This window comes from Tsuneonella sp. CC-YZS046 (genome assembly GCF_035581365.1).
In the GTDB taxonomy this organism is placed as follows: Bacteria; Pseudomonadota; Alphaproteobacteria; order Sphingomonadales; family Sphingomonadaceae; genus JAWKXU01.
In genome coordinates, this window is the sequence record NZ_CP141590.1 from 2,500,815 (window position 1) to 2,521,198 (window position 20,384).

General features: G+C 61.6%; 13 protein-coding genes. 6 read left to right on the plus strand and 7 right to left on the minus strand.

The features are described from left to right. Positions 1 to 2 precede the first annotated feature (2 nt). The 3 genes from U8326_RS12280 to U8326_RS12290 all read left to right on the plus strand — a co-directional run bounded on the left by U8326_RS12280 (position 3) and on the right by U8326_RS12290 (position 3,265). Positions 3 to 2,174, plus strand: a complete 2,172-nt coding sequence (locus U8326_RS12280) for a phage tail protein (protein ID WP_324740607.1) — start codon at positions 3 to 5, stop codon at positions 2,172 to 2,174. Between the two features lie 25 nt (positions 2,175 to 2,199). Next, the gene (locus U8326_RS12285; protein WP_324740609.1) at positions 2,200 to 2,664 is read left to right on the plus strand and encodes a DUF2793 domain-containing protein; all 465 of its coding nucleotides are present in this window, start codon (positions 2,200 to 2,202) and stop codon (positions 2,662 to 2,664) included. 70 nt (positions 2,665 to 2,734) lie between these two features. Continuing rightward, positions 2,735 to 3,265, plus strand: a complete 531-nt coding sequence (locus tag U8326_RS12290) for a superoxide dismutase family protein (protein WP_324740611.1) — start codon at positions 2,735 to 2,737, stop codon at positions 3,263 to 3,265. 33 nt (positions 3,266 to 3,298) lie between these two features. Here U8326_RS12290 and queC read toward each other — a convergent pair whose 3' ends face one another. From queC to U8326_RS12320, 6 genes are all read right to left on the minus strand, one after another. Further along, positions 3,299 to 4,009, minus strand: coding sequence for a 7-cyano-7-deazaguanine synthase QueC (gene queC / locus U8326_RS12295; RefSeq protein ID WP_324740612.1), 711 nt, complete (start codon positions 4,007 to 4,009; stop codon positions 3,299 to 3,301). Between the two features lie 31 nt (positions 4,010 to 4,040). Beyond that, positions 4,041 to 4,427 carry a hypothetical protein gene (locus U8326_RS12300; RefSeq protein WP_324740613.1) on the minus strand — a complete coding sequence of 129 codons (387 nt, stop codon included), beginning with the start codon at positions 4,425 to 4,427 and terminating at the stop codon, positions 4,041 to 4,043. Positions 4,428 to 4,545: 118 nt separating this feature from the next. Then, a complete protein-coding gene (locus U8326_RS12305; protein WP_416385483.1) occupies positions 4,546 to 5,421 on the minus strand; it encodes an Hsp33 family molecular chaperone HslO in 876 nt (291 codons plus the stop codon). 69 nt (positions 5,422 to 5,490) lie between these two features. Further along, complete coding sequence (gene argF, locus U8326_RS12310; RefSeq protein WP_324740615.1) at positions 5,491 to 6,417, minus strand: ornithine carbamoyltransferase; 927 nt, start codon at positions 6,415 to 6,417, stop codon at positions 5,491 to 5,493. Next, on the minus strand, positions 6,417 to 7,607 hold the full coding sequence (locus tag U8326_RS12315; RefSeq protein WP_324740617.1) for an aspartate aminotransferase family protein: 1,191 nt from the start codon (positions 7,605 to 7,607) through the stop codon (positions 6,417 to 6,419). The genes argF and U8326_RS12315 overlap by 1 nt, the downstream gene beginning before the upstream one ends. Positions 7,608 to 7,753: 146 nt before the next feature. Beyond that, positions 7,754 to 8,479, minus strand: a complete 726-nt coding sequence (locus U8326_RS12320; protein WP_324743605.1) for a cold-shock protein — start codon at positions 8,477 to 8,479, stop codon at positions 7,754 to 7,756. 243 nt (positions 8,480 to 8,722) lie between these two features. Here U8326_RS12320 and U8326_RS12325 point away from each other — a divergent pair, with 243 nt between their 5' ends. Continuing rightward, a complete protein-coding gene (locus U8326_RS12325; RefSeq protein WP_324740619.1) occupies positions 8,723 to 9,532 on the plus strand; it encodes a TerC family protein in 810 nt (269 codons plus the stop codon). Beyond that, entirely contained in the window at positions 9,529 to 9,963 is a 435-nt protein-coding gene (locus U8326_RS12330; RefSeq protein ID WP_324740620.1) for a TIGR01244 family sulfur transferase, read from the plus strand. The genes U8326_RS12325 and U8326_RS12330 overlap by 4 nt, the downstream gene beginning before the upstream one ends. 1,238 nt (positions 9,964 to 11,201) lie before the next feature. Here the strand turns inward: U8326_RS12330 and U8326_RS12335 are convergent. Then, positions 11,202 to 18,425 carry an OmpA family protein gene (locus U8326_RS12335; protein WP_324743678.1) on the minus strand — a complete coding sequence of 2,408 codons (7,224 nt, stop codon included), beginning with the start codon at positions 18,423 to 18,425 and terminating at the stop codon, positions 11,202 to 11,204. A gap of 148 nt (positions 18,426 to 18,573) precedes the next feature. Between U8326_RS12335 and U8326_RS12340 the strand changes: the two genes are divergently transcribed. Next, a complete protein-coding gene (locus tag U8326_RS12340) occupies positions 18,574 to 20,325 on the plus strand; it encodes a tetratricopeptide repeat protein (RefSeq protein WP_324740621.1) in 1,752 nt (583 codons plus the stop codon). The last annotated feature ends 59 nt before the right edge of the window (positions 20,326 to 20,384 follow it).

The following is a 20,384-nucleotide window of genomic DNA, read 5'->3' on the forward strand; positions in this document are numbered from 1 at the left end:
TCATGGCAACTCTCGTTTTCACGACGCTGGGCGCCGCGCTTGGCGGCCCCCTGGGCGGCCTGGCCGGCGGGCTGATCGGGCGACAGGTCGATACGGCCCTGCTGGGCGGCCCAGGCCGCAAGGGTCCGCGCCTCGACGATCTGCGAATCTCCAGCTCGAGCTACGGTTCGGCGATCCCGCGCCATTACGGCAGAATACGCGCGCCCGGCTCGATCATCTGGTCCACCAATCTGATCGAGCATGAGGAAAGCAACGGTTCGGTGACCACCTACCGCTACAGCGTGTCCTTCGCCATCGCGCTGTCGAGCGCACCCATAGCCGGCATCGGACGGATATGGGCGGACGGCAACCTGCTGCGCGGCGCGGAAGGCGACCTGAAGGCCAGCGGCACGTTGCGAATATATTCCGGCCACGGCGACCAGCCGGTCGATCCGCTGCTCGCCTCCGCCCTGGGGAGCGAGGCTCCGGCCCATCGTGGCCTGGCCTATGCGGTGTTCGAGGATCTCGATCTGAGCACTTTCGGCAACCGGATTCCTTCCCTCAGCGTCGAGATTCTTGCCGATCGAGAGGCATCGGAACTCGAGCCGATGCTGGCCGATCTCATCGATTCCGCCGCAATCGACATGCCGCTTCCGGGCCTTGCCGGCTTCAGCTGGGAAAGCGGCTCTCTCGGCAGCACCCTGGCCCTGATCGATTCGATCTACCCCCTGGCCTGCGATGCCGGCGGCGAAGCACTGACGATCGGGCCGGCCGAACGCATTCCGCCCGACCCTCCGCTTCTGCCGGAACCGGCAAGCGCAACGGCGGATGGAAGTTTCGGGCCGCTCGGCGGCACGCTGTTTCGCAGGACGCTGTCCGATCACGATCGGCCCCGCGCGCTGCGCTATTATGATCCGGTGCGCGACTATCTGGCGGGGATGCAGCGCGCAGGCGGGCGTAGCGGACCGGGCCGGGAACAGGTTCTCGACTTTCCCGGCGCCCTCGCCGCCGGCGATGCGCGCAGCCTTGCCGATGCGGCGGCCGAACGCGCGGGTTGGGCAAGCGAAACCGTCGCCTGGCGTATTGCCGAACTCGATCCCGCCCTCGCCCCCGGGCAGGTCGTGCAGGCACCCGGGCTGGCCGGGCTTTGGCGGATCGTTTCGTGGGAATGGCGGAGCGAAGGCGTGGAACTCGAATTGCTGCGGCTGCCCCATGGCGGCGCACATCAGGCCCTGTCGGACCCGGGCCGGATCGATCCGCCGGCGGACCTTCAGGCCAGCCCGACCCGGCTCATGATATCCGAATTGCCATGGGACGGAACCGGGTCCCCCGACCAGCCGATCATCGCTGCCGGCGTTTCCTCCGCCAACGGCGGATGGCCGGGTACGGGGCTTGATGTCGATCGGATGGGCACGCTTGTTCCCCTGCGCGGCAGCGGCCGCAGGCGAACCATCATGGGCGAAATCACCGGCCCGCTCGCCCCCTCCGCCGCGATGCTGCTGGAGCGCGAGGGTGAAGTGACGGTCGCGCTGGTTTCGCCCGATTTCGCGCTTTCCAGCGTGGATGCCGCCGCCATTGCTGCGGGCTCGAATCGCGCGCTGATCGGCGGGGAAATCCTTCAATTCGCATCCGCGACAGCCCTGGGCGGCGGCCAGTGGCGCTTGCAAGGCCTGTTGCGCGGGCGCGCAGGCACGGAAGCCGCGGCAATGAACGGCCATCCCGCCGGCACGCCCTTCATGCTGCTGGATGACAGCTTGCGCAGGCTCGATCCGGACATTGTCGGCGATGCGGCCGGAGCCGTCATCACTGCCCAGGGTCCGGGCGATCATGCCCTGGTCATATCCGCCATCGCCAACCCGGGGCTGTCCCTGCGTCCGCTCTGCCCGGTTCATCCCCGAAAGCGGACCACGGATGCAGGCGATGTCGTGCTCGGCTGGATACGCCGCGCGCGGGGCGCATGGCCATGGCGCGATCAGGTCGAAACGCCGCTGATCGAGGAAGCCGAGCGCTATCTGGTCGGCCTCGGTCCTGTCGAAATGCCTCATGTCCAGTGGGAAGCGGCCACATCGCGGATCGTTTTCGATGCCGATGAATGGGCCAGCCTTGCCGCCGCGTACCCCAGCGCGGCTGTCTGGGTGAGGCAGATCGGCACCCATGCCCTGTCCGACCCGCTGCTGCTGACCACTCTGCCCTGACCCGATCCAGACAAGGACATCCGCAATGACAGATCCATTGAGTTTCACATCGTCCAGCCCCCGCTTTGGCTTGCCGCTGCTGTTTTCCGGCCAGTCCCAGAAGGAGCACGCAGTCAACGAGGCCCATGCGCTCACCGACGCGCTGCTCCATTGCGCCATTGAAGGGGAGGCGGCGACACCGCCCGCAACACCGCTGGATGGCGAATGCTGGCTGGTTTCCAGCCCTGCCACGGGCGAATGGAGCGGGCAGGAGGGGCGGATCGCATGCCGCCAGGCGGGCGTGTGGCTGTTCGTCACGCCGCGCGAGGGGATGCGGATATTCAACCGCTCGGCGGATCAGGAGATGCGTTTCGCCGGGGCCTGGCTCGCCCCATCGGCGCCCGCTTCGCCGAGTGGTGGAAGCACCATCGACACGGAAGCGCGAGCGGCGATCGACGCGCTGATCGCCGCCATGCAGGCCGCTCGCATTCTGGGTCAATTTGACGGGTGAACGCCGCGAAGGCATAGGGAACCGTTCGCTTTCTCGCGTCTTGTATTGCAGTCACCCGATGGAGAAAATCATGCAGCGTCATGCCTTGCTGGCCCTTGCCCCCGCCTTTGTCGCACTCGCCGCCTGTTCGACAGTGCCCCAGCCTGCGACGGAAACGCTTGCATCCACGGAACTGAAACTTGCCGATGGGCAACCGGCCGGAACGGCCCGCGTGGTGAGCGATGGGCAGGGAGTGCGGTTGATCGCCGATGTGACTGGCGTCTCTCCCGGCTTGCACGGCATTCACCTGCACACGGTCGGACAATGCGAAGCACCCGCATTCACTTCCGCCGGCGGGCATCTCAATCCCGAAGGGAAGCAGCATGGCACGGAGAACCCAGCCGGCAGCCATCTGGGCGATCTTCCCAATATCACGGCGGACGAATCCGGGAAGGGGAGCATCAGCGTCGCGCTGCATTCAACCAAGGAGCAGTTGCTGAATGTCCTGTTCGACAGCGACGGCACCGCCGTGGTCGTGCATGCGGGGCCGGACGACTACAAGACCGATCCCGCCGGGAACAGCGGCGGCCGCATCGCCTGCGGCGTTCTGGCGCGCCCCTGATCCGAAGCGGCCCGTTCGGGCCGCTTGAAATCCCTAGAGCCCAGGCAGGTCGACGGCATAGCGGGTGGGGTCCTCGATCCCCGCATCGCGAAAGCCTGCCCGCCGCAACCGGCAGCTGTCGCAGGCGCCGCAGGCGGCCCCATCCGGTTGCGGATCGTAGCATGACCAGCTCAAGCCCGGATCGAGATCGAGCCGCCGGGCTTCGCGGGCGATATCCGCCTTGCTCATGAACTGCAGCGGCGCGTGAATCGTGAAGGGAGAACCTTCCGCCCCGGCCTTGGTGGCGAGCCGCGCTGTTTCCGCGAAACTGGCGATGAATTCCGGCCGGCAATCCGGATAGCCGGAATAATCCAGCGCATTGACGCCGATGAAGATGTCCTGCGCACCGATCGCCTCCGCCCATGCAAGGGTGAGCGACAGGAACACGAGGTTGCGCGCGGGAACATAGGTCACCGGAATATCCGGGCCGACCCCATCCTTTGGAACATCTATGTCATCCGTCAGCGCGGAACCGCCAAACTTGCTCAGATCGAGCGAGAGAGTCACATGCCGCTGCGCCCCGAGCCGCCGCGCAATCGCCCGCGCGGCATCGATTTCCCGCTTGTGGCGCTGGTTGTAATCGATGGTGAGGGCGTTGATGGAAAATCCCTGCTCGGCCGCGATCGCCGCCGACACCATCGAATCCAGCCCGCCGGACAGCAGAACCACCGCGGGCCGCGTTCCTGTCGGATGTTCGGTGCTCATGCGAAGGCGCTAGACCTTCGCCCTGTTCCTTTCAAGAACAGGCGCCAACCCGCCGGGCTTCCGCCGAGAACTGGAAGGGGCGGCCATCGACGATCCCCTGGCTCTCGATCTGGGCCAGGCTGCCGTTCTCGCGCCAGATCTGGGTTCGCCCATAGCCGTGGCCACGGCAGGTATAATGAACCGTCACCCGGCTGGCCGTGTCTTCCACCACAAAGCGGCTGCAGGCCTGCGAAGGATGGCGCAGCTGAATCAGCGGCCTGCCGTCGCGCAGGCATATCCGCTGGCGCTCATTGTCCGGGCGAAAGCGAATTTCCCAATCGCCCCGATCAAGCTTGTCGAGCATCGCCAATTGCGGCGCCTGGGCCTGGGCCGGCGCGAGAATGGTCATGAACAAGCCGGCAAGGAACAGGGCTGCCACGCGCAAGCCGGACCGTGCGGTTTGAAACATCTTCGAAAACCCAATCAAAAAGCGCATTGATTGCATCATAGCACATTCTCACGCTTACGATAAAGCGTTCTTTTTAAGCGACGAGTCGCTAATCCTGTATTGCGAACTGCCGCGAGCAAAACGCGCAATCGACCAGGATTATTCCATTCTCGTCCCGCATTTCCTTGCGCTCCTCCGCCGGGAATCGGGACAGGACATTTTCGAAATGAATGACGGAGCATCTGCATCCGCGATTCACGGATAAGCCGGGCGCGACCCGGATCTCCGGTTCCTCGTGGAACAGCCGCCAGAGCAGATCCTCCAGCGGAAGGCGCGCATCCAGCAACTCGTCCGCGCCAAGGCTTTCCGCCATGATCGCCACATGCTCCCACTCCGGATGGTCCATGCGCACATGCAGGCGCTCGCGCCCTTCCTCGCCGTCCGGCAGGTGCTGCACCAGAAGGCCCGCGGCCATCCCCGAGGTGATCGCGATGCGGATCAGCGTCGGCACCTGCTCCGAACGCTCGAAATAGCTTTCGCACACCTGCGCGAGCGAATGCCCTTCAAGCGGCACGACCCCCTGATACCGTTCGCCTGTGGCCGCGAGATCGAAAGTCACCGCAAGATAGCCCTGGCCAAAAAGCTCCCCGAGCGAAGGTTCTGCCCCAAGCTCTGCCAGGCGATCTTCGTCATGCTGCACATAGCCCCGCAACTCTCCGTTGCGGAAATCGCAAGCCAGCAGCTTGACCACGCCGTCCTGCGTCTGGGCCTGCATCGTCAGCTGGCTGTCATCCTCCTTGAGGAGGCTGCCGATCAGCGCGGTGACGACCAATGCTTCGGTCAGCAGATCGCGAATGACCGGGGGATAGGCATGCGCGGATAATATCGTGTCCAGCGTCTCGTCGAGCCGGATCAGCCGGCCCCGGGCATTCCGGGCCGGAAGGGTGAAGTTGAGGATCCGGTCGCCGAAGGTTTCGTTCTGCATTTCAATCATCGCCCGCAATATGGGGCCGCAGCATGGCGAAATTAAGGAGCGGCCGTCAGCAGCCCGGGGTCAGATCAGCCCGAAGCACCAGAGCAGGACCGATTTCTGGGCATGGATCCGATTCTCGGCCTCGTCGAAAACCACCGATTGCGGGCCCTCGAACACCTCCGCGGTCACTTCCTCGCCGATATGCGCGGGAAGGCAGTGCAGGAAGCGGGCATCGGGCCTGGCGGCGGCCATCAGCCCCGCATTGACCTGATACGGCAGCATGGCCCGGATCTTCTCTTCCGCATGGGCCTGCCCCATCGATACCCAGGTATCGGTGACGACGATATCCGCCCCTGCCACCGCTTCCCGCGCATCCCGCGTGAGCGTGACGCGGCTGCCGTTTTCCCGTGCAAATCCGACGAAGCGCGCATCGGGCTCATATCCGTCCGGAACCGCAACGCGCACATTGAACTTCATCAGCCCGGCGGCCTCCAGGATGGAGTGCAGCACATTGTTGCCGTCGCCCAGCCAGGCGACTTCCAGGCCCGGAAGCGCCTTGCCCTGCTCGATGACGGTCAGCAGATCCGCCACGATCTGACAGGGATGCGACTGGTCGGACAGCCCATTGATCACGGGAACCGTGGCGTGGCGGGCCATTTCCTCGATCTTCGCGTGATCGTCCGTCCGGATCATGATCGCGTCGACCATGCGGGACAGCACGCGCGCCGTGTCGGCAATGGTTTCACCGCGCCCCAGCTGGGTCGAACCGGATTCCATGATCAATGCACTGCCGCCAAGCTGGCGCATCGCCATGTCGAAGGAAACGCGGGTCCGTGTCGAGCTCTTCTCGAAGATCATGGCAAGAACCCGCCCCTGCAGCGGAGCATCGGCATCGGCCCGGCCTTTCGGCCAGGTAGTCCGCGCCGCCTTCCGGTCCATCGCATCGTTGAGGATCGCGGCGATGGCATCGCCACCCGCATCGACAAGATCGGTGAAATGCCGAAGCATCAGGCTGCCTCCTCCGCCTTGTAGCTGGCGGCCCCGGCGGAAAGCCGGTCAAAGAACTCATCGATCTCCGCATCGCCGACAATCAGCGGCGGCAGGACGCGCACCGTGTTGTCCCCCGCCGCAACGGTCAGCAAGCCATGATTGTCCCGCAGATGCACCACGAAGGGGCGGCTCTCGCTGCGCATTTTCAGGCCCAGCATCAACCCGCGCCCGCGCACCAGCTCGAACAGTTCCGGATAATTGCCGATGAATTGCTCCAGCCCCGCGCGAATCCGCTCGCCCTTCTCGCGGACCGCGAGCAGGAATTCATCATTCGCAACCACATCGAGCACGGCATTGCCCGCCGCCATCGCCAGCGGATTGCCGCCATAGGTCGAACCATGGGTGCCGGCCGTCATCCCGCGCGCGGCCTTTTCCGTCGCCAGGCAAGCCCCAAGCGGGAAGCCGCCGCCAATGCCCTTCGCCGTCGCCAGTATGTCCGGTTCGATCCCGAACTGCTCATAGGCATAGAAGGTGCCGGTCCGCGCCACGCCCGTCTGCACCTCGTCGAAAACAAGCATCAGGTCATGTTCGTCAGCCAGGTCGCGCAATCCCTGCAGAAAGGCCTGAGAGGCCACGCGAATGCCGCCCTCGCCCTGGATCGGCTCGACCAGGAAGCCCGCGGTATGCCGGCTCATTGCCGCCTTCGCGCCTTCCAGATCGTCGAATTCGACATATTTGAAACCGGGCAGGAGCGGCAGGAAGCCGTGATGCATCTTTTCCTGATTGGACGCGCTTATCGTCGCCAGCGTCCGCCCATGAAAGGCGTTGTTGAAGGTAATCAGCTCATACCGTTCCGGATCGCCGCCGTTCTGGTGATAGGCGCGGGCGGTCTTGATCGACGCCTCCACCGCTTCCGCCCCCGAATTGGTGAAGAACACCGTATCCGCAAAGGTCAGATCGACCAGCCTCTGCGCCAGCGCTTCCCCTTGCGGGCTGCCATAGAGATTGGAGACATGCATCAGCGTGGCCGCCTGCCGCTGGATCGCGCCAATCAGCCCCGGATGCGAATGACCCAGGATATTCACCGCGATGCCGCTCGCAAAATCCAGAAAACGGCGGCCGTCCTCGCTGATCAGGTGGCAATTCTCGCCGCGCACCGGCCGCACATCGCAACGCGGATATACTGGCATCAACGGAGTGATGGACATGTCTGGGCTCCGAAAAACATAATGCCCGGTCTTTATCGGACAGTATCGGGAAAGAGAAATGGCGGCCCCGGCAAGGACCGCCATTTTCCGCTTGTCTATGGCGGTGCGGCTTGCCGGTCAAATCCGACCTCGCACCGTAATGAAAGCTATCCGCTGATCGGCACGAGATTGACTGCGGAATATTTGCCGCGTCGGTCAACTTCGAGATCGAATTCCAGACGATCGCCTTCATTCAGCCCTTGAAGGCCGGACCGCTCGACCGCGCTGATATGCACGAATGCATCCGGCTGGCCGTCATCCCGGGTGATGAAGCCAAATCCCTTGGTGCCGTTGAAGAACTTGACGGTCCCGGTGGCCTTCTCGCCGGTCAGCTCGCGCTGCGGGGCAGCCGGACGAGCCGCGGCCTCCACGGGAATGACATCACCGACGACCTGAAGATCCGCGGCGGATACCTTGCCGCCGCGATCCACCAGATTGAACTCGAGTTCCTGGCCTTCCGCCAGCCCTTCCAGGCCAGCGCGCTCGACCGAGCTGATATGGACGAATACGTCGCTGCCGCCATCGTCACGCTGGATGAAGCCGAAGCCCTTCTGGGCGTTGAAGAACTTCACCACGCCCTTGCCGGTTCCCACGACTTGCGCGGGCATGCCGCGAAAACCACCGCCGCCGCCAGCACCCGGGCCGCGCGGACCACCGCCGAAGCCGCCGCGTCCGCCGCCGCCGAACCGGTCATTGTTGTCAAAGCGGCTCGGCCCGCCGAATCGGTCATTTCCACCAAATTGATCGCCGCCAATAAAGGGATCGAAACCTTCTTCACCGAACCCATCGCGCTTGTCGCGCCCCCGACCGCGACGCCCTCTATCAAAACCCATAAAGCCGAACGTACCTTCGTTTCGCCCATTCATCACACCTGGCAACGCGGACGAATCGCGCCAAGCTCCAGAGGGCATGCAAGCATATCGACCGCAAGGCCCTCTGTTCATCCATTTGTCAGCATAGCGTAGAATCAACCCGCACGCGAATACTTTCACTCATCCCGCGACCGCAGGCTCTATCAAGCATTGCGGTGATGTCCCGGCTTGCCAGACCTGTCCGATTTGGGCACAGAACGCGGGATGGATATATTGGCGCTGCTAACCGATCCTGCCGCATGGGCTGCCTTGTTGACACTCATCGTGCTTGAGATCGTTCTCGGCATCGACAACCTTATTTTCATCGCGATCCTTTCAAACAAATTGCCGCCGCACCAGCAGCAGTTCGCACGCAGGCTGGGTCTGAGCCTTGCGCTGATCATGAGAATCGGGCTGCTCATGCTGATCGGCTGGATCGTCACGCTCCAGACCCCGTTGTTCGATCTCGGGCTTTCCGGCGCGCCGAACGAGCATGGCACGCCTTCTTTCGAGACCGCCTTTTCCGGACGGGATCTGATTCTGCTGGCCGGCGGTTTCTTCCTGCTCTGGAAGGCGACCAAGGAAATTCACCACAATATCGACCCGGAACCCCCAAGCGGCGAATTGCTGGACCCCAAGAAAAGCGCCGTGCAGATCGGCTTCTCTGCCGCGATCGTGCAAATCATCGCGCTTGATCTGGTTTTCTCGATCGATTCGATTCTGACTGCCGTCGGGATGACGAATGAGGTTCCGATCATGGTCGCGGCGGTCGTGGTCACGGTCGGGATAATGCTGATCGCCGCCGATCCGCTTTCCCGGTTTGTCGAGAAGAATCCTACCCTGGTGATGCTGGCCCTGGCCTTCCTGGTCATGATCGGGCTCGTCCTCATCGCGGACGGCTTCGGCTTCCATGTCCCCAAGGGCTATATCTACACAGCCATGGCATTCTCGGTGGCTGTCGAACTGCTCAACATGCTTGGGCGGAACCGACGCGCCCAGAAGCTGGCAAAACAACAAGTGGATGCTGAAGCATGAGTGATTTTCGACGTCTGGAAGATGGAATCTTCGCAAGCCCGCAAATTGACACCCCGGATGTGGCCACAGCTCATGAACTTGGCATAAGCCTCATCATCAACAATCGCCCGGAAGGTGAATCCGGGGATCAGACACCCGGCGCCGAAATCGAATCGGCCGCCCGCGCGGCGGGAATGGAATATTGCGCCATTCCCATCACCCATGCCGGGTTCAGCGAGCCGCAAGTGGACGCGATGGTCGCCGCATTGAAAGCGGCGCAGGGACCCGTCCTGGCTTATTGCCGTTCCGGTACGCGCTCCACCCTTCTCTGGGCTTTGGCGCAGGCCAAGTCGGGCCGGGCGCCGGATGAGCTGGCCCAACTTGCCGCCAACGCAGGCTATAACCTGGGCCCGATCCGGCCCATGCTCGATATGCTGGCAAGCCGCGGCTAATTTCCCTCGTAAAGCAGGTCTAATCCTGCATCCTGGTATGCAAGCGGTCCTGATTTCCCGATCCTGCAGTTGCTGACACAGGGAGCATGCAGGAAGATCGCTGGCGCAGGAAATCGGAGCGCACAACTCCAGGAACTGAGGCCGGGTGCGGCAGCGGAAGGCTGTAGCCTTCCTCGCCCGGTCCTAACTTTGTCTCAGCCGCCGCTTTTCAACTCTTGTCCCTGTTCCTTGCGGGCCTCCCGGGCCTTATCGAGCGGGAGTGCGCATTCCTCACAGCGGATAGTCAGAGTCGGGATTTGCAAGTTGCATGGCTATGGCTTGAGCCAGAAAACGCAGGGCGGCGGCGATCGGTTGTCAACTATTCTCGGCTCTCTCTTCTGGCCCTGCGCCCTTCCGGCCAGGTCCGTTGGATGCATCCGCTAAGCGAGTGGGTTCGCCAGACTGCTGAGACGCGGGATTGCTGCTCTGTCTCGGATCTCATCCAGCCCAATCGCCAGCATGGCTCACGCCATTAATAGGTTCTGACCTTAACCACCGCGCCAATAAATCGCACGCAAAGCAGGCTCGTTCCGGCTGAACCAGAACCGGAACGAGCCTAATTCGTTCTCCCTCGGCAGCATAGCCGCATTGAACCCTCGAAATCCGGGTGAAGCCGCACCTCAAACCATAAGGAACTTGCCAGCCCTCTTTGGCGCTTGCCCCTGGGTGAACCTGCCGGCTGCCATTGCCCCCTGCTACGGCCCAACAATCGATGAGGTTTATCATCAGGCAAGCTGAACGATCTCGCCATCTTCCTGATGGCTCAGGTTAGCAGACGAAAATCCAATCCTCTCGACCGCATTTGGCTGACAAACGCGGATCAACGATGTCCAGCGATCAAGAGTGCGGACAGCCCGATGGGGAGCCTCAGCCCCCATAATCTCCAAGAGGCTGCTGCGCTCTCCTGGCATCTTTTGCAACGCAATCTCCGCACGTTGGCGGGTGTCGCCCCCAGCAGCAGGACGTTCGAGCTATCCTCTATCTACATACGAAGATGGATGGCCGAAGGGCGTCAGCATATTCTGAGAGCATGGGGCCTGTCTAAACGAGCGCCCACCCTCTCTTGATATCTCCAGACGCCAGAGCCATCCGCCCTTCCACCGGGAAGGGCAGCAGCATCAAGCACTGCATAGCCTGCCATAGAAAAAGGGGCCGGATCGCTCCGGCCCCTTTCCGAGTTTGTGCCTGATGGCGAGAACTTACAAGCCCGAACCCGGACCGTAGGTGATCTCGACCCGGCGGTTCTGCAGTTCGCGCACGCCGTCGGCGGTCGGAACCCGCGGGTTGGCCTCACCGAAGGCCTCGCTGGTGATCCGGTCGCCCGGAATGCCACGAGCGGTCAGGTAATCGCGGACCGACGAGTTACGCCGTGCCGAGAGGCCGAGGTTGTACTGCGTGGAGCCCGAACGGTCGGTGTAGCCGGCCAGCATGATCGGAACCACATCGCAATTGCCATAGGCGGTCACCGCGCTGTCGAGGATGGTCGCGGCTTCCGGCGTGATGTCGGAGCGATCCCAGTCGAAGAACACGATGTACGGACCCTTGTTGCACGCAACCTCAGGAGCCGGCGGCGGCGGCGGGGGAGGTGGCGGCGGGGGCGGGGGCGGGGGAGCGGCTACCGGAGCAGCAGCGCTACCGAAGCCAATCACGACACCGGCCTTCAGACCAAGCACGTCACCGTCACCACCCGTCGAGTAGCTACCGCGGATAAAGGCACCGGAGTTGGAGCCGATATCAGCGAAGAGACCCAGCGTACCGGTGAAGAAGCCATCCGGATCAACACCCTGGAGGCGGAAGACCTCGTCCGGGTTGCCAAGATAAGCCACGTTACGGTCGGTCTGATAATCGCCGAAGCTATAGGACAGCGTGGCTTCCGGACGGAGCCAGGTGCCACCAGCGTTGAAGCCGGTGCCGAACTTCACACCGAGGGTCGGGGTGAAGAGCGTCTTACTGAACTTGTCGACGATCAGGCTGACCGAACCAGCACCTTCTTCCGTGAACCCGTCGAACTTGACGTGACGGAATTCGACCTGGCCATACGGCGCGATGAAGGAGTTCTCACCCATCGGGATTGCGTATTCGACGCGAAGGTCGCCACGCAGTTCCTTACTGTCGAACTCAGCCGTCGTGCTGCGAGCCAGCGTCGGCAGGGCGCGTTCCGCATCCCACTTGGTCCAACCATGGACCAGGTCGGCTGCGACGGTGAGGGGACCGAAGGCCTGGCGGGCATAGAGACCCACCATCCAAGTGTCGCCATCCGCGCTGACCGGCTGCTTGTCGGAGCTGGCATCGATGTGACCGTAGCCGAAGCCAAGGCCGATCTCACCATTTCCGGTAGCGACGCCGAAGCCAACCGAACCACCGTAATTGTCCGCATCGAGGTCAACCGCACCGCTCTTGCCGTCAGCATAGTCGGCATCGAGGCGGTAGAAGTCACCCGAGGGCTGCAGCCAGAAGTTGAAGCCCGTGGCGCCTTCCGGAATGCGGCGGTTGCTCACCACATCCACGAACGGATCGGTCGTACGGATCGCCGAGAGCGAGCCGTAGAAGTTGCCCGAAGCCAGTTCGTTCAGAGCCTGCGAAACCTGAGCCCGCGTCAGCACCGAGTCGAAGCCGGCGATGATGGTCGCCATATCCTGGATCAGACCGAACTGCTCGACGCTGTTGTACGGACCGTCGTTGGTCACGAGATTGACCACGTAAGGCACCGAGTTGGTCAGAGCTGCACCGGCAGCGATCGCGTTCTCATTGAGACCAACGGTCTCATAGCCGGCGCGATTGGCACCGATATACACGATCGTGCGATCACCTTCCTCACGCTGCCCAAGACCGAAGGTCACGAAGTTGTTGTTCGCCCCTTCGACTTCGGCACCGAGGACCACGTCACCCGAAACGCTGAAGATGTCCTGGGTTGCGCCATCCAGATAGATGCCGCCGCCCGGGCCAACCAGTTCCACCGTGCCATCGAGCGACAGATCGCCGTCGAGTGTCACGAAGCTGGTCTGGAAGGCGTAGGAATCTTCACCGAAGAGATTGCCAAGAGCATTCTCAGGAGTGGTGAAGTAGCCAAGCGACACCAGCGCACCAGCCACACCGAGCGGCTCGTTGGTGGTGTAGCCCGTGCCAACGGTCGGGTTGTAGTAGCGCATCAGTGACGGGATCTGACCAACCACCAGCGTGCCGGTTTCCGACTGGGTAAAATCACCCAACTGGTAGATGTTCAGGCCAGCGATGGCATCGAGACCCTGGTTGACCACATTGCTCGCGAAGAGAGCGTCCGGAGCGGTGACGCGACGACCCAGAACGAGGGTAGCGTCATTCTCCAGGTTGCCACGGATACCGAAGACCGCATCCTCGCCACCAGCGACCGCCAACTGGATTTCACCCTCGCGGATGCCGAAGGTTCCGACATCGAAGGTATAGTCAGCAAACTCATTGGTGAGCGTGGCAGGCTGATATGCCGAGCCATAGATGTAGAAAGTGCCGGCACCAGTCTTGGTGAGGTTTTCCACGCCGATGACGCTGGCAGGAGCCTGATAGGTATCGAGATCCCCATAGAAGGCAACCTGCGGATCAGCGGCAGCGAAGTCTTCCCAGAGCGGGTTGTCGACGTCTTCACCGAAGAAGTCGTAACCTTCGGATTCGCCGTAGGTCAGACCCAGGTAACCGCCACCGTTGAGGTTGACGTCGGTCTGGGTGAAGCGCTCACCCGTCTCTTCGTCAAATTCGCCTACGATCGTACCGGTAGTGATCGAGCCATCGTTCAGATTGATCGTAGCGTCGATCGTGCTGGTCTGCACGCTATCGTCGATTTGACCAAAGGCCCCGCCAACCGAGATACCACCGCCAAGCAGAACGTTCTGATCGAGGGTGTAGGTCTGCAGGAACGGCTCGTTCTCGGCAGTCACAACCTCTTCACCCAACTGAATGAAGGTGTCGATCGTGGTGGTTTCGTAGTTGTCCACGGAGGCGCCGAGGTAAGCACCACCCCGAATGGCACCATCGTTCGTTATGGTGCCATTCTCAGCCCAAGCCCCGGCAGAACCAGTGATGAGGCCGTTGTTGGTCAGCACCGCAGTGCCACCCACCGGAGTGTAGTCGATCACGGTCGTGACCACTTCCGTGGTGTCTCCAGCATTCACGACGGTGGTCGTGCCGCTTTCATTCACAGCCAGCGAGTTGACCAGAGCGCTGCCATAGATCGCACCATTGTTGGTGAGGGTAGCAGTCGTGTCGGTGATGCTTTCGACTTCAACGAAGACGCCGTTGCCGCTGTGATCCGTGCCGCCATCGTAGCCGATGACGCCATCGTTGATCAACGTGGCCGGGCCGCCGGTAGCCGTATAGGTCCAGTTATAGGTCGAGGAGCCGGCAACCGGGTCACCGGTGTAGTCATCACTAAAGTTCCAATACAGGCTGCCAACGTAGACGTCACCATATCCGTTACCCGAGCCATACTGCTGCACGACCTTGCTGCCCGCAGCAATGGTGGCAGTGGCACCGGACACGCCAGAGACATAGATGTCGCCAAAGTTGACCGGCGTCGCATCATTCGCGGCATCGATCACCAGATTGGCGGTGCCGCCAGTCCAGGTCGAGTCTTCGCCATACGTTTCACTGATGAGAGTTCCCGACCAATTGACATTGTTCGGCGAGATCGAGAGGCTGCCAACATCGGTATATTCCAACTCGCTGTAGCCGCTGAAATCTTCACCGGACGATTCAACGACAATGTCTCCCCGAACCTGGCCGGTAACGGTAGCACTGGCCGTTCCGCCATTGCTTTCCAGATACAAGCCATCTTCACCGCCTCCGGCCCATTGCACGGAGCCATAAGCCTGCGCGCCATCAAGGCCGTTGCCGATAACCCCGTTTACGACCGCAGTGACATCTCCGCTTACGTCGGAGGATGTCCATTCATTGCTGCTCGTAAGGGCGGTATTGCCATCAGCATCTTCGGTGTAGAGGCCAGTCCACGTCGATTCATACTCATAGCCAGCAGTCGAATAGAGGAATACTCCGCCCCCGACTTCACCCTGGTTGGTCAATGCGAAGGTGGTACCGCCAGCGCCCGAATAGGCGTTGATGTTGCCACCGACATCGCCATTGCCAATCTGGATATCGGCAGAGCTTTCCGAACCGTTGGAGGTGCTGGTGCCCTCCCAAGCCACTTCACGTGACACAAGAGCGCCATCGGTGTCGTAGGCCTGCGTATCGGTCAGATCCAACGTGCTTGCCGAGGCCGCAGTTCCAGTGCCCGCGGAGAGGTAGGCATCGCCCGCAATCAAACCGCCATTGCCGACAAGCAATTGTGCATCGCCAGTCGCCGTCAAGCTCACTCCTTCCGGAGTATCTTCACCCAAGTGGGTGCCAATGGAACCGCCATTGACCGCAAGAGTGCTGTCCGCAAGCGTAGTGGAGTATTCCGAGCTATAGGACTGGACGTAATCACCCGTGAGGATGCTGTCGTCCGCCTCATAAGTGTTGGTCCGCGTCGAGGTGAAATCTTCACCCTGGCTGTAACCCCCGGCATTACCCGTGAAGCTGCCGAGAACCAGACCGGTCACTTCCGCAGAGGAGTTGCCATCCGCATCCTGCACGATATCGCCATAATCGGCGTTCTGCGGAGCAAACTGCACCGAACCAACGCTACCCGAATAGACGCCAGTGATATCGCCACCGGTAGTGGTGTATTCGTTGCTGAAGCCACTCGTCTGAATCAGCTGCTGGGTAGCATCATCATCACCAAGGTCTAGCGTGAAGTCTTCACCGAACGACGAGGATGTCGCATAATCTGCGCCATTGGTGTAGGACTTGATGTAGCCCGTCACCGCGCCAGGATTGTCGACCGTGATGTTGCCAGTCGCTTGCAGTTCGACATCGCCAACGATGAGGGCACCCGCATCGTTATCGAAATCGACGTCAGCAGCAATCGTGGAACCCGAGTACGCTGTCTGACTGCTGGCCTCCGATGTGGTGACGTCCCCGCTATTGAGCGTGGCGTTGTAGGTGAACTCCGAAGCATAGGAGGAATCTTCTCCGCCAGCCGATGCAACGATATTGCCATTGATGCGACCGGTGTTGAGAACCGTCGCGCCGGCATCACCATGCAGATCGATCGAAACATGGCTCTCGTCGGTTTCACCAATCAGGCCGCTGTTGTCGAACGATACGGTACCGCCAACGGAGGTGTAGTCCTCACCAAAAGCGCCGCTATAGTCTTCACCAGTTGCACTGTAGGACGAGGCTACCGAGTAGTTGAACGAAAGATCGGTGCCAGTGGCATCGCCAGAGATGTCACCCGCGATATAACCCTGATTGTCAACGATCACATTGCCGTTGGCATCAAGTTCGATGTCACCGAAGATCTGACCATCCGCCTCGTTCAGGATCGAAGCATCGGCAGCAACATTCGTCACCGTTACGGAAGTGTCTTCACCCCAAGAACCCGAAACAACGGTCGGGCCAGTGGTATCCGTAACAACGGTCTCGGTCCAGGAACCATCTTCACCAATCGTGACGCCGCCAGCACGGATGGAGACGTCCGCATCGGCATTGTCCAGATCGCCATAGATGTCACCGGAATTGACGACGCTTGCGCCAGACGCACCATAAAGCTCGACAACCACATCGGTGTCCTCATCACCGATCGTACCAGTGTTTTCGAGGACAGCTTCACCGCCATGGGTGGTGTTGGTGGAGGTGTAATCCTCACCCCAGGTTTCAGTCTGAACGCTGCCCGCGGTGGCGATGCTGTAGTCTTCACCCCGATTGTAGGAATAATCCTCGGCAGAAGCATCGAGATCGATACCACCGACAATCGAACCATCATTGGTCAGCGTAACATCGTTCGACGCATCGATTTCGATATCGCCGAAGATCTGACCATCCGCAGTGTTGGTCAGCGTGGCATCGGCCGCAATGGCGGTTTGGCTGCCACCTTGTTCGTAACTCCAAGAGTATGAGTCAGGCGAAACAAGCGTGCCCGAATCCTCCACGGTGGTTTGCGTATAGGACCAGTTGGAAGTGCTGACGTAACCTTCGCCATCAGCCTCTATGTCGCCGTAGATCGTGCCGGAGTTCTCGATAACCGCGCCACCATGACCATCGACCTCGATCGTGACAGTGTTATCCTCTTCGCCGATCGTGCCGGTGTTGGTCAGCGTTGCGAGGCCACCAACATCGGTGGTGGTAGAGGTATAGTCCTCACCCCAAGTGCTGGTAGTTACAGTCCCGGAAACGGTCTGGGTGGCATCTTCACCATAGGTCCATTCATAATCGCTGGCTTCGGCGAAAATATCGACATCACCCGCGATCAGGCCATCGTTCTGCACAGAGGCATTGCCATCGGCTTCCGCCCTTGCATCACCCCAAACCGTGGCGTCTTCCGAAACGGTGATCGAAGCATCGCCACCGACCGCAGTGTAAGAGCCCGCCTCATCATAAGTGTAGGAAGCAGGGGACTGATCGTCTTCCGTCGACTCGAAGGCGTAATCCTCACCGGACGAGATCGCAGTTACATCGTGCGCCTCGTCATCGTCACCCACGGAGCCGTCGATCGTCACCGTCGCGCCGGCAAGGCCGTTCGCGGTAACGTCACCAACCGTCGCGCCTTCCTCAACAGCCACGGTAGCGGTGCCGCCGGTTGCCGTGGTGGAGGTCGAATAGGTCGTTACAGTACCCACCGTCGTCGGGCCAGTCGTGGTCGTCGTGCCGCCATTGGTCAGAGCCTCGACTTCCGCCCAGGCGCCGTCGACACCCGAGTCACCCGATGTCGTGACCGATGCATTGCCAGTGTTGGACTGGGCAACAATGCCACCGTTGACCGAGCCGGTGTTGGTGATGGTCACCGCACCTTCGGTATTGGAATTGCCAAGCGTAAGCTGGCCAGTGATCAGCCCGCTGTTGGTAGCGCCGATCGCACCCGTGATGTTCGAAACCGTGAAGTTGCCGAAAATCTGACCAGTGTTAGCAAAGGTGAAGGTGTTGCCAACGGTATCATCGACAGCAACGTAGCTGACATCCACGCCAGTCACCGCAGTGCCGATATCGCCGGCGTTGGTGAACGCGTATGCGAGATTCAGATCACTATCGGGGTTAAGGTCAAGGGTGGTCGAACCACCGGTCAATACCGACCCGGCCTGATTGATGAACGTTGCAGCCGAGTCAGGACCGCCCGAAATCGAGGACAGCTCGGTCTCAGCGTTAGTGACAGTGTCGCCCGGAGCAGCACAGGTCACGACCGTACCAGCAGTGGTGCAAGCAGCCTGCGCCGATTGCGCAAAGCTGACAGCCACCGCAGCACTTGCAACGCCAAGTGTCAGGGTTGTTTTCAATCTCATGTAGGTAACCCCCATAAATGCCGGCACGGCCGGCAGGTGTTCTGAATACTGGCACCGACGACGCACTTCGCCCGTCGTCAAGCGACCCGTTCCCTACTTGCCATAGCGTGAAGGTTGCGTGATAAGAGCGTCGCGCTGGCGTGAAAAAAGCCCGCAAAGATTGCACTTGGTTAAATTCTCCCCTGTTACGTGAGGGACACGCAGGGGCCTAGATTCTAGGGAAATTTCCATGCTGCAAAGCAACAGGGAGGCGGCAGGGGTGGTTAAAACAGGGTCGATTTCGGATGAGGTCCCGAAGCTCTATCTTTTGGGCCATCCACGATTGATCGACGCGCAGGGCAAGCGCGTCGAAATGACTTCCAAGAAGGCAATCGCCGTGCTCGGATTGCTCGCCCTGTCGAATGACGGCATCCGATCCCGCGCCTGGCTGCAGCAGAAATTATGGGGTTCGCGCGATACCAAGCAGGCCCAGAACAGTCTGCGGCGCGAATTGTCGAACATGCGAAAAACCCTGCCTTGTGTGCCACTTATCAGCGATCACCGCTCCGTCAGGATCAATCTGGACCAGATCTGGATCGACGTGCGCGACGACCCGAAGGCCGTCAGCTCCAGCGACGAGGATTTCCTGGAAGGGCTGGATATTGCCGGGGAAGAGGATTTCGAGGAATGGCTGCGCGATGCCCGTAGCCAGATCACCGCGGACGATGCGGGCGAGGATATTTCCGATGACGAGGATGAGGGCGATTCCCCCCCCGCGGCGCCCGCGCCAAGGGCGGCCTTTCCCGCTGCTCCGCGCAGCGATGTGCAGGCGGCGGACGCATGGCAGCCGCCCTCGATCATGGTTGCGGCTCATTTCGACCCCGGCATGAGGCGCGAGGATGCGGGAATCCTGCAATTGTTCGCCCAGGAGATGAATGCCGGGCTGGCGCGGCTGGGCTGGCTGCGGGTGATCGCCCCGCCATCGCCCAGCGGCATCGCCGGGCTGGAGGGAGCCTCCGCGGGCGCGCGCTATTGTCTTTCACTTTCATTATTGCCCGCCAGCACCCCGATTCTCTCGATGAGCTGCATCGAGCTACCACCTCGCACTATCATATGGAGCGAATCCGGCGCGGTGGCCTTCCCCCTGCAGCAGAAGGATCTCAACCTGAGAGTGGGCCGCACGGTCAATGCGCTGGAGAATGCGATCGCCGGTTCCGGGCAGATAATGGAAGCGGGCGCCGACCCGGCCAGCCTCGGCCACTCCCTGCAGTGCCTGCGCGCCTTGCTGCGCCGCATCTTCTCGGCAGCGGACATCGGGCTTGCCGACAAGCTGCTGATCGGGCTGAGAGCCAGCGAAGATCGCCCCGAGCTGGACATATTCGGAGCGATCCATGCCCTGCGCTGCTATTGGTGGAAACGCCGCAACGGCGCCATGAACGAGGCGCGCCGCCTGGGCGAAATCGCGCTGGCGCGCAACCATGGCGACCCGCGCCCCCTGCTGGTCCTGGGGGTCCTGCAGAAATGGTCCGGCAATTTCGCCACCGCGATGCATCTGTTCGAGCGGGCGATCGCCAGCAATCCCGCCTGCGCCGCAGCCTATGCCAATCTTGGCGCGGTGCATCTGCTCTGCGGAGAGCCGGAACGGGCGATGCCGATGCTCAAGACCGCAGAGGCGCTTTCGCCGTTCGATCCGGAACTGTTCTGGATCTACGGGCAGATGGCCACCTCCGCCTATATCGCGGGCGAATATGACGAGGCGCTGCGCCATGCGGCCAACTCGCTGTCGCTGCAATCGCGCTATACACTGCCCGCCCTGATCTCGATGAATTGCCATCTCGCCAAGGGAAATCGGGAGATGGCGGCGAATGCACGGGAGCATCCGGGACTGGCGAACTCGCGGACGATAGAACACGCGCTCGCGCTGATGCCTTTCGACAATGCCCGCCATAGCGAAATGCTGCGGGCCGGGATCGGAGAGCTGAGCGCGCCCGGCATCGCCTGAGCTTCCCCGCCGTCAGACAGAAAAAAAGGCCGGAGCGGCTGGCTCCGGCCTGATAGGTT

Excerpts from the sequence above, each read along its gene's own strand:
- U8326_RS12280 (WP_324740607.1), top strand. The coding sequence starts at position 3 with ATGGCAACTCTCGTTTTCACGACGCTGGGCGCCGCGCTTGGCGGCCCC.
- U8326_RS12285 (WP_324740609.1), top strand. The coding sequence starts at position 2,200 with ATGACAGATCCATTGAGTTTCACATCGTCCAGCCCCCGCTTTGGCTTG.
- U8326_RS12290 (WP_324740611.1), top strand. The coding sequence starts at position 2,735 with ATGCAGCGTCATGCCTTGCTGGCCCTTGCCCCCGCCTTTGTCGCACTC.
- queC (WP_324740612.1), bottom strand. The coding sequence starts at position 4,009 with ATGAGCACCGAACATCCGACAGGAACGCGGCCCGCGGTGGTTCTGCTG.
- U8326_RS12305 (WP_416385483.1), bottom strand. The coding sequence starts at position 5,421 with ATGCAGAACGAAACCTTCGGCGACCGGATCCTCAACTTCACCCTTCCG.
- argF (WP_324740615.1), bottom strand. The coding sequence starts at position 6,417 with ATGCTTCGGCATTTCACCGATCTTGTCGATGCGGGTGGCGATGCCATC.
- U8326_RS12315 (WP_324740617.1), bottom strand. The coding sequence starts at position 7,607 with ATGTCCATCACTCCGTTGATGCCAGTATATCCGCGTTGCGATGTGCGG.
- U8326_RS12320 (WP_324743605.1), bottom strand. The coding sequence starts at position 8,479 with ATGGGTTTTGATAGAGGGCGTCGCGGTCGGGGGCGCGACAAGCGCGAT.
- U8326_RS12325 (WP_324740619.1), top strand. The coding sequence starts at position 8,723 with ATGGATATATTGGCGCTGCTAACCGATCCTGCCGCATGGGCTGCCTTG.
- U8326_RS12330 (WP_324740620.1), top strand. The coding sequence starts at position 9,529 with ATGAGTGATTTTCGACGTCTGGAAGATGGAATCTTCGCAAGCCCGCAA.
- U8326_RS12340 (WP_324740621.1), top strand. The coding sequence starts at position 18,574 with ATGCTGCAAAGCAACAGGGAGGCGGCAGGGGTGGTTAAAACAGGGTCG.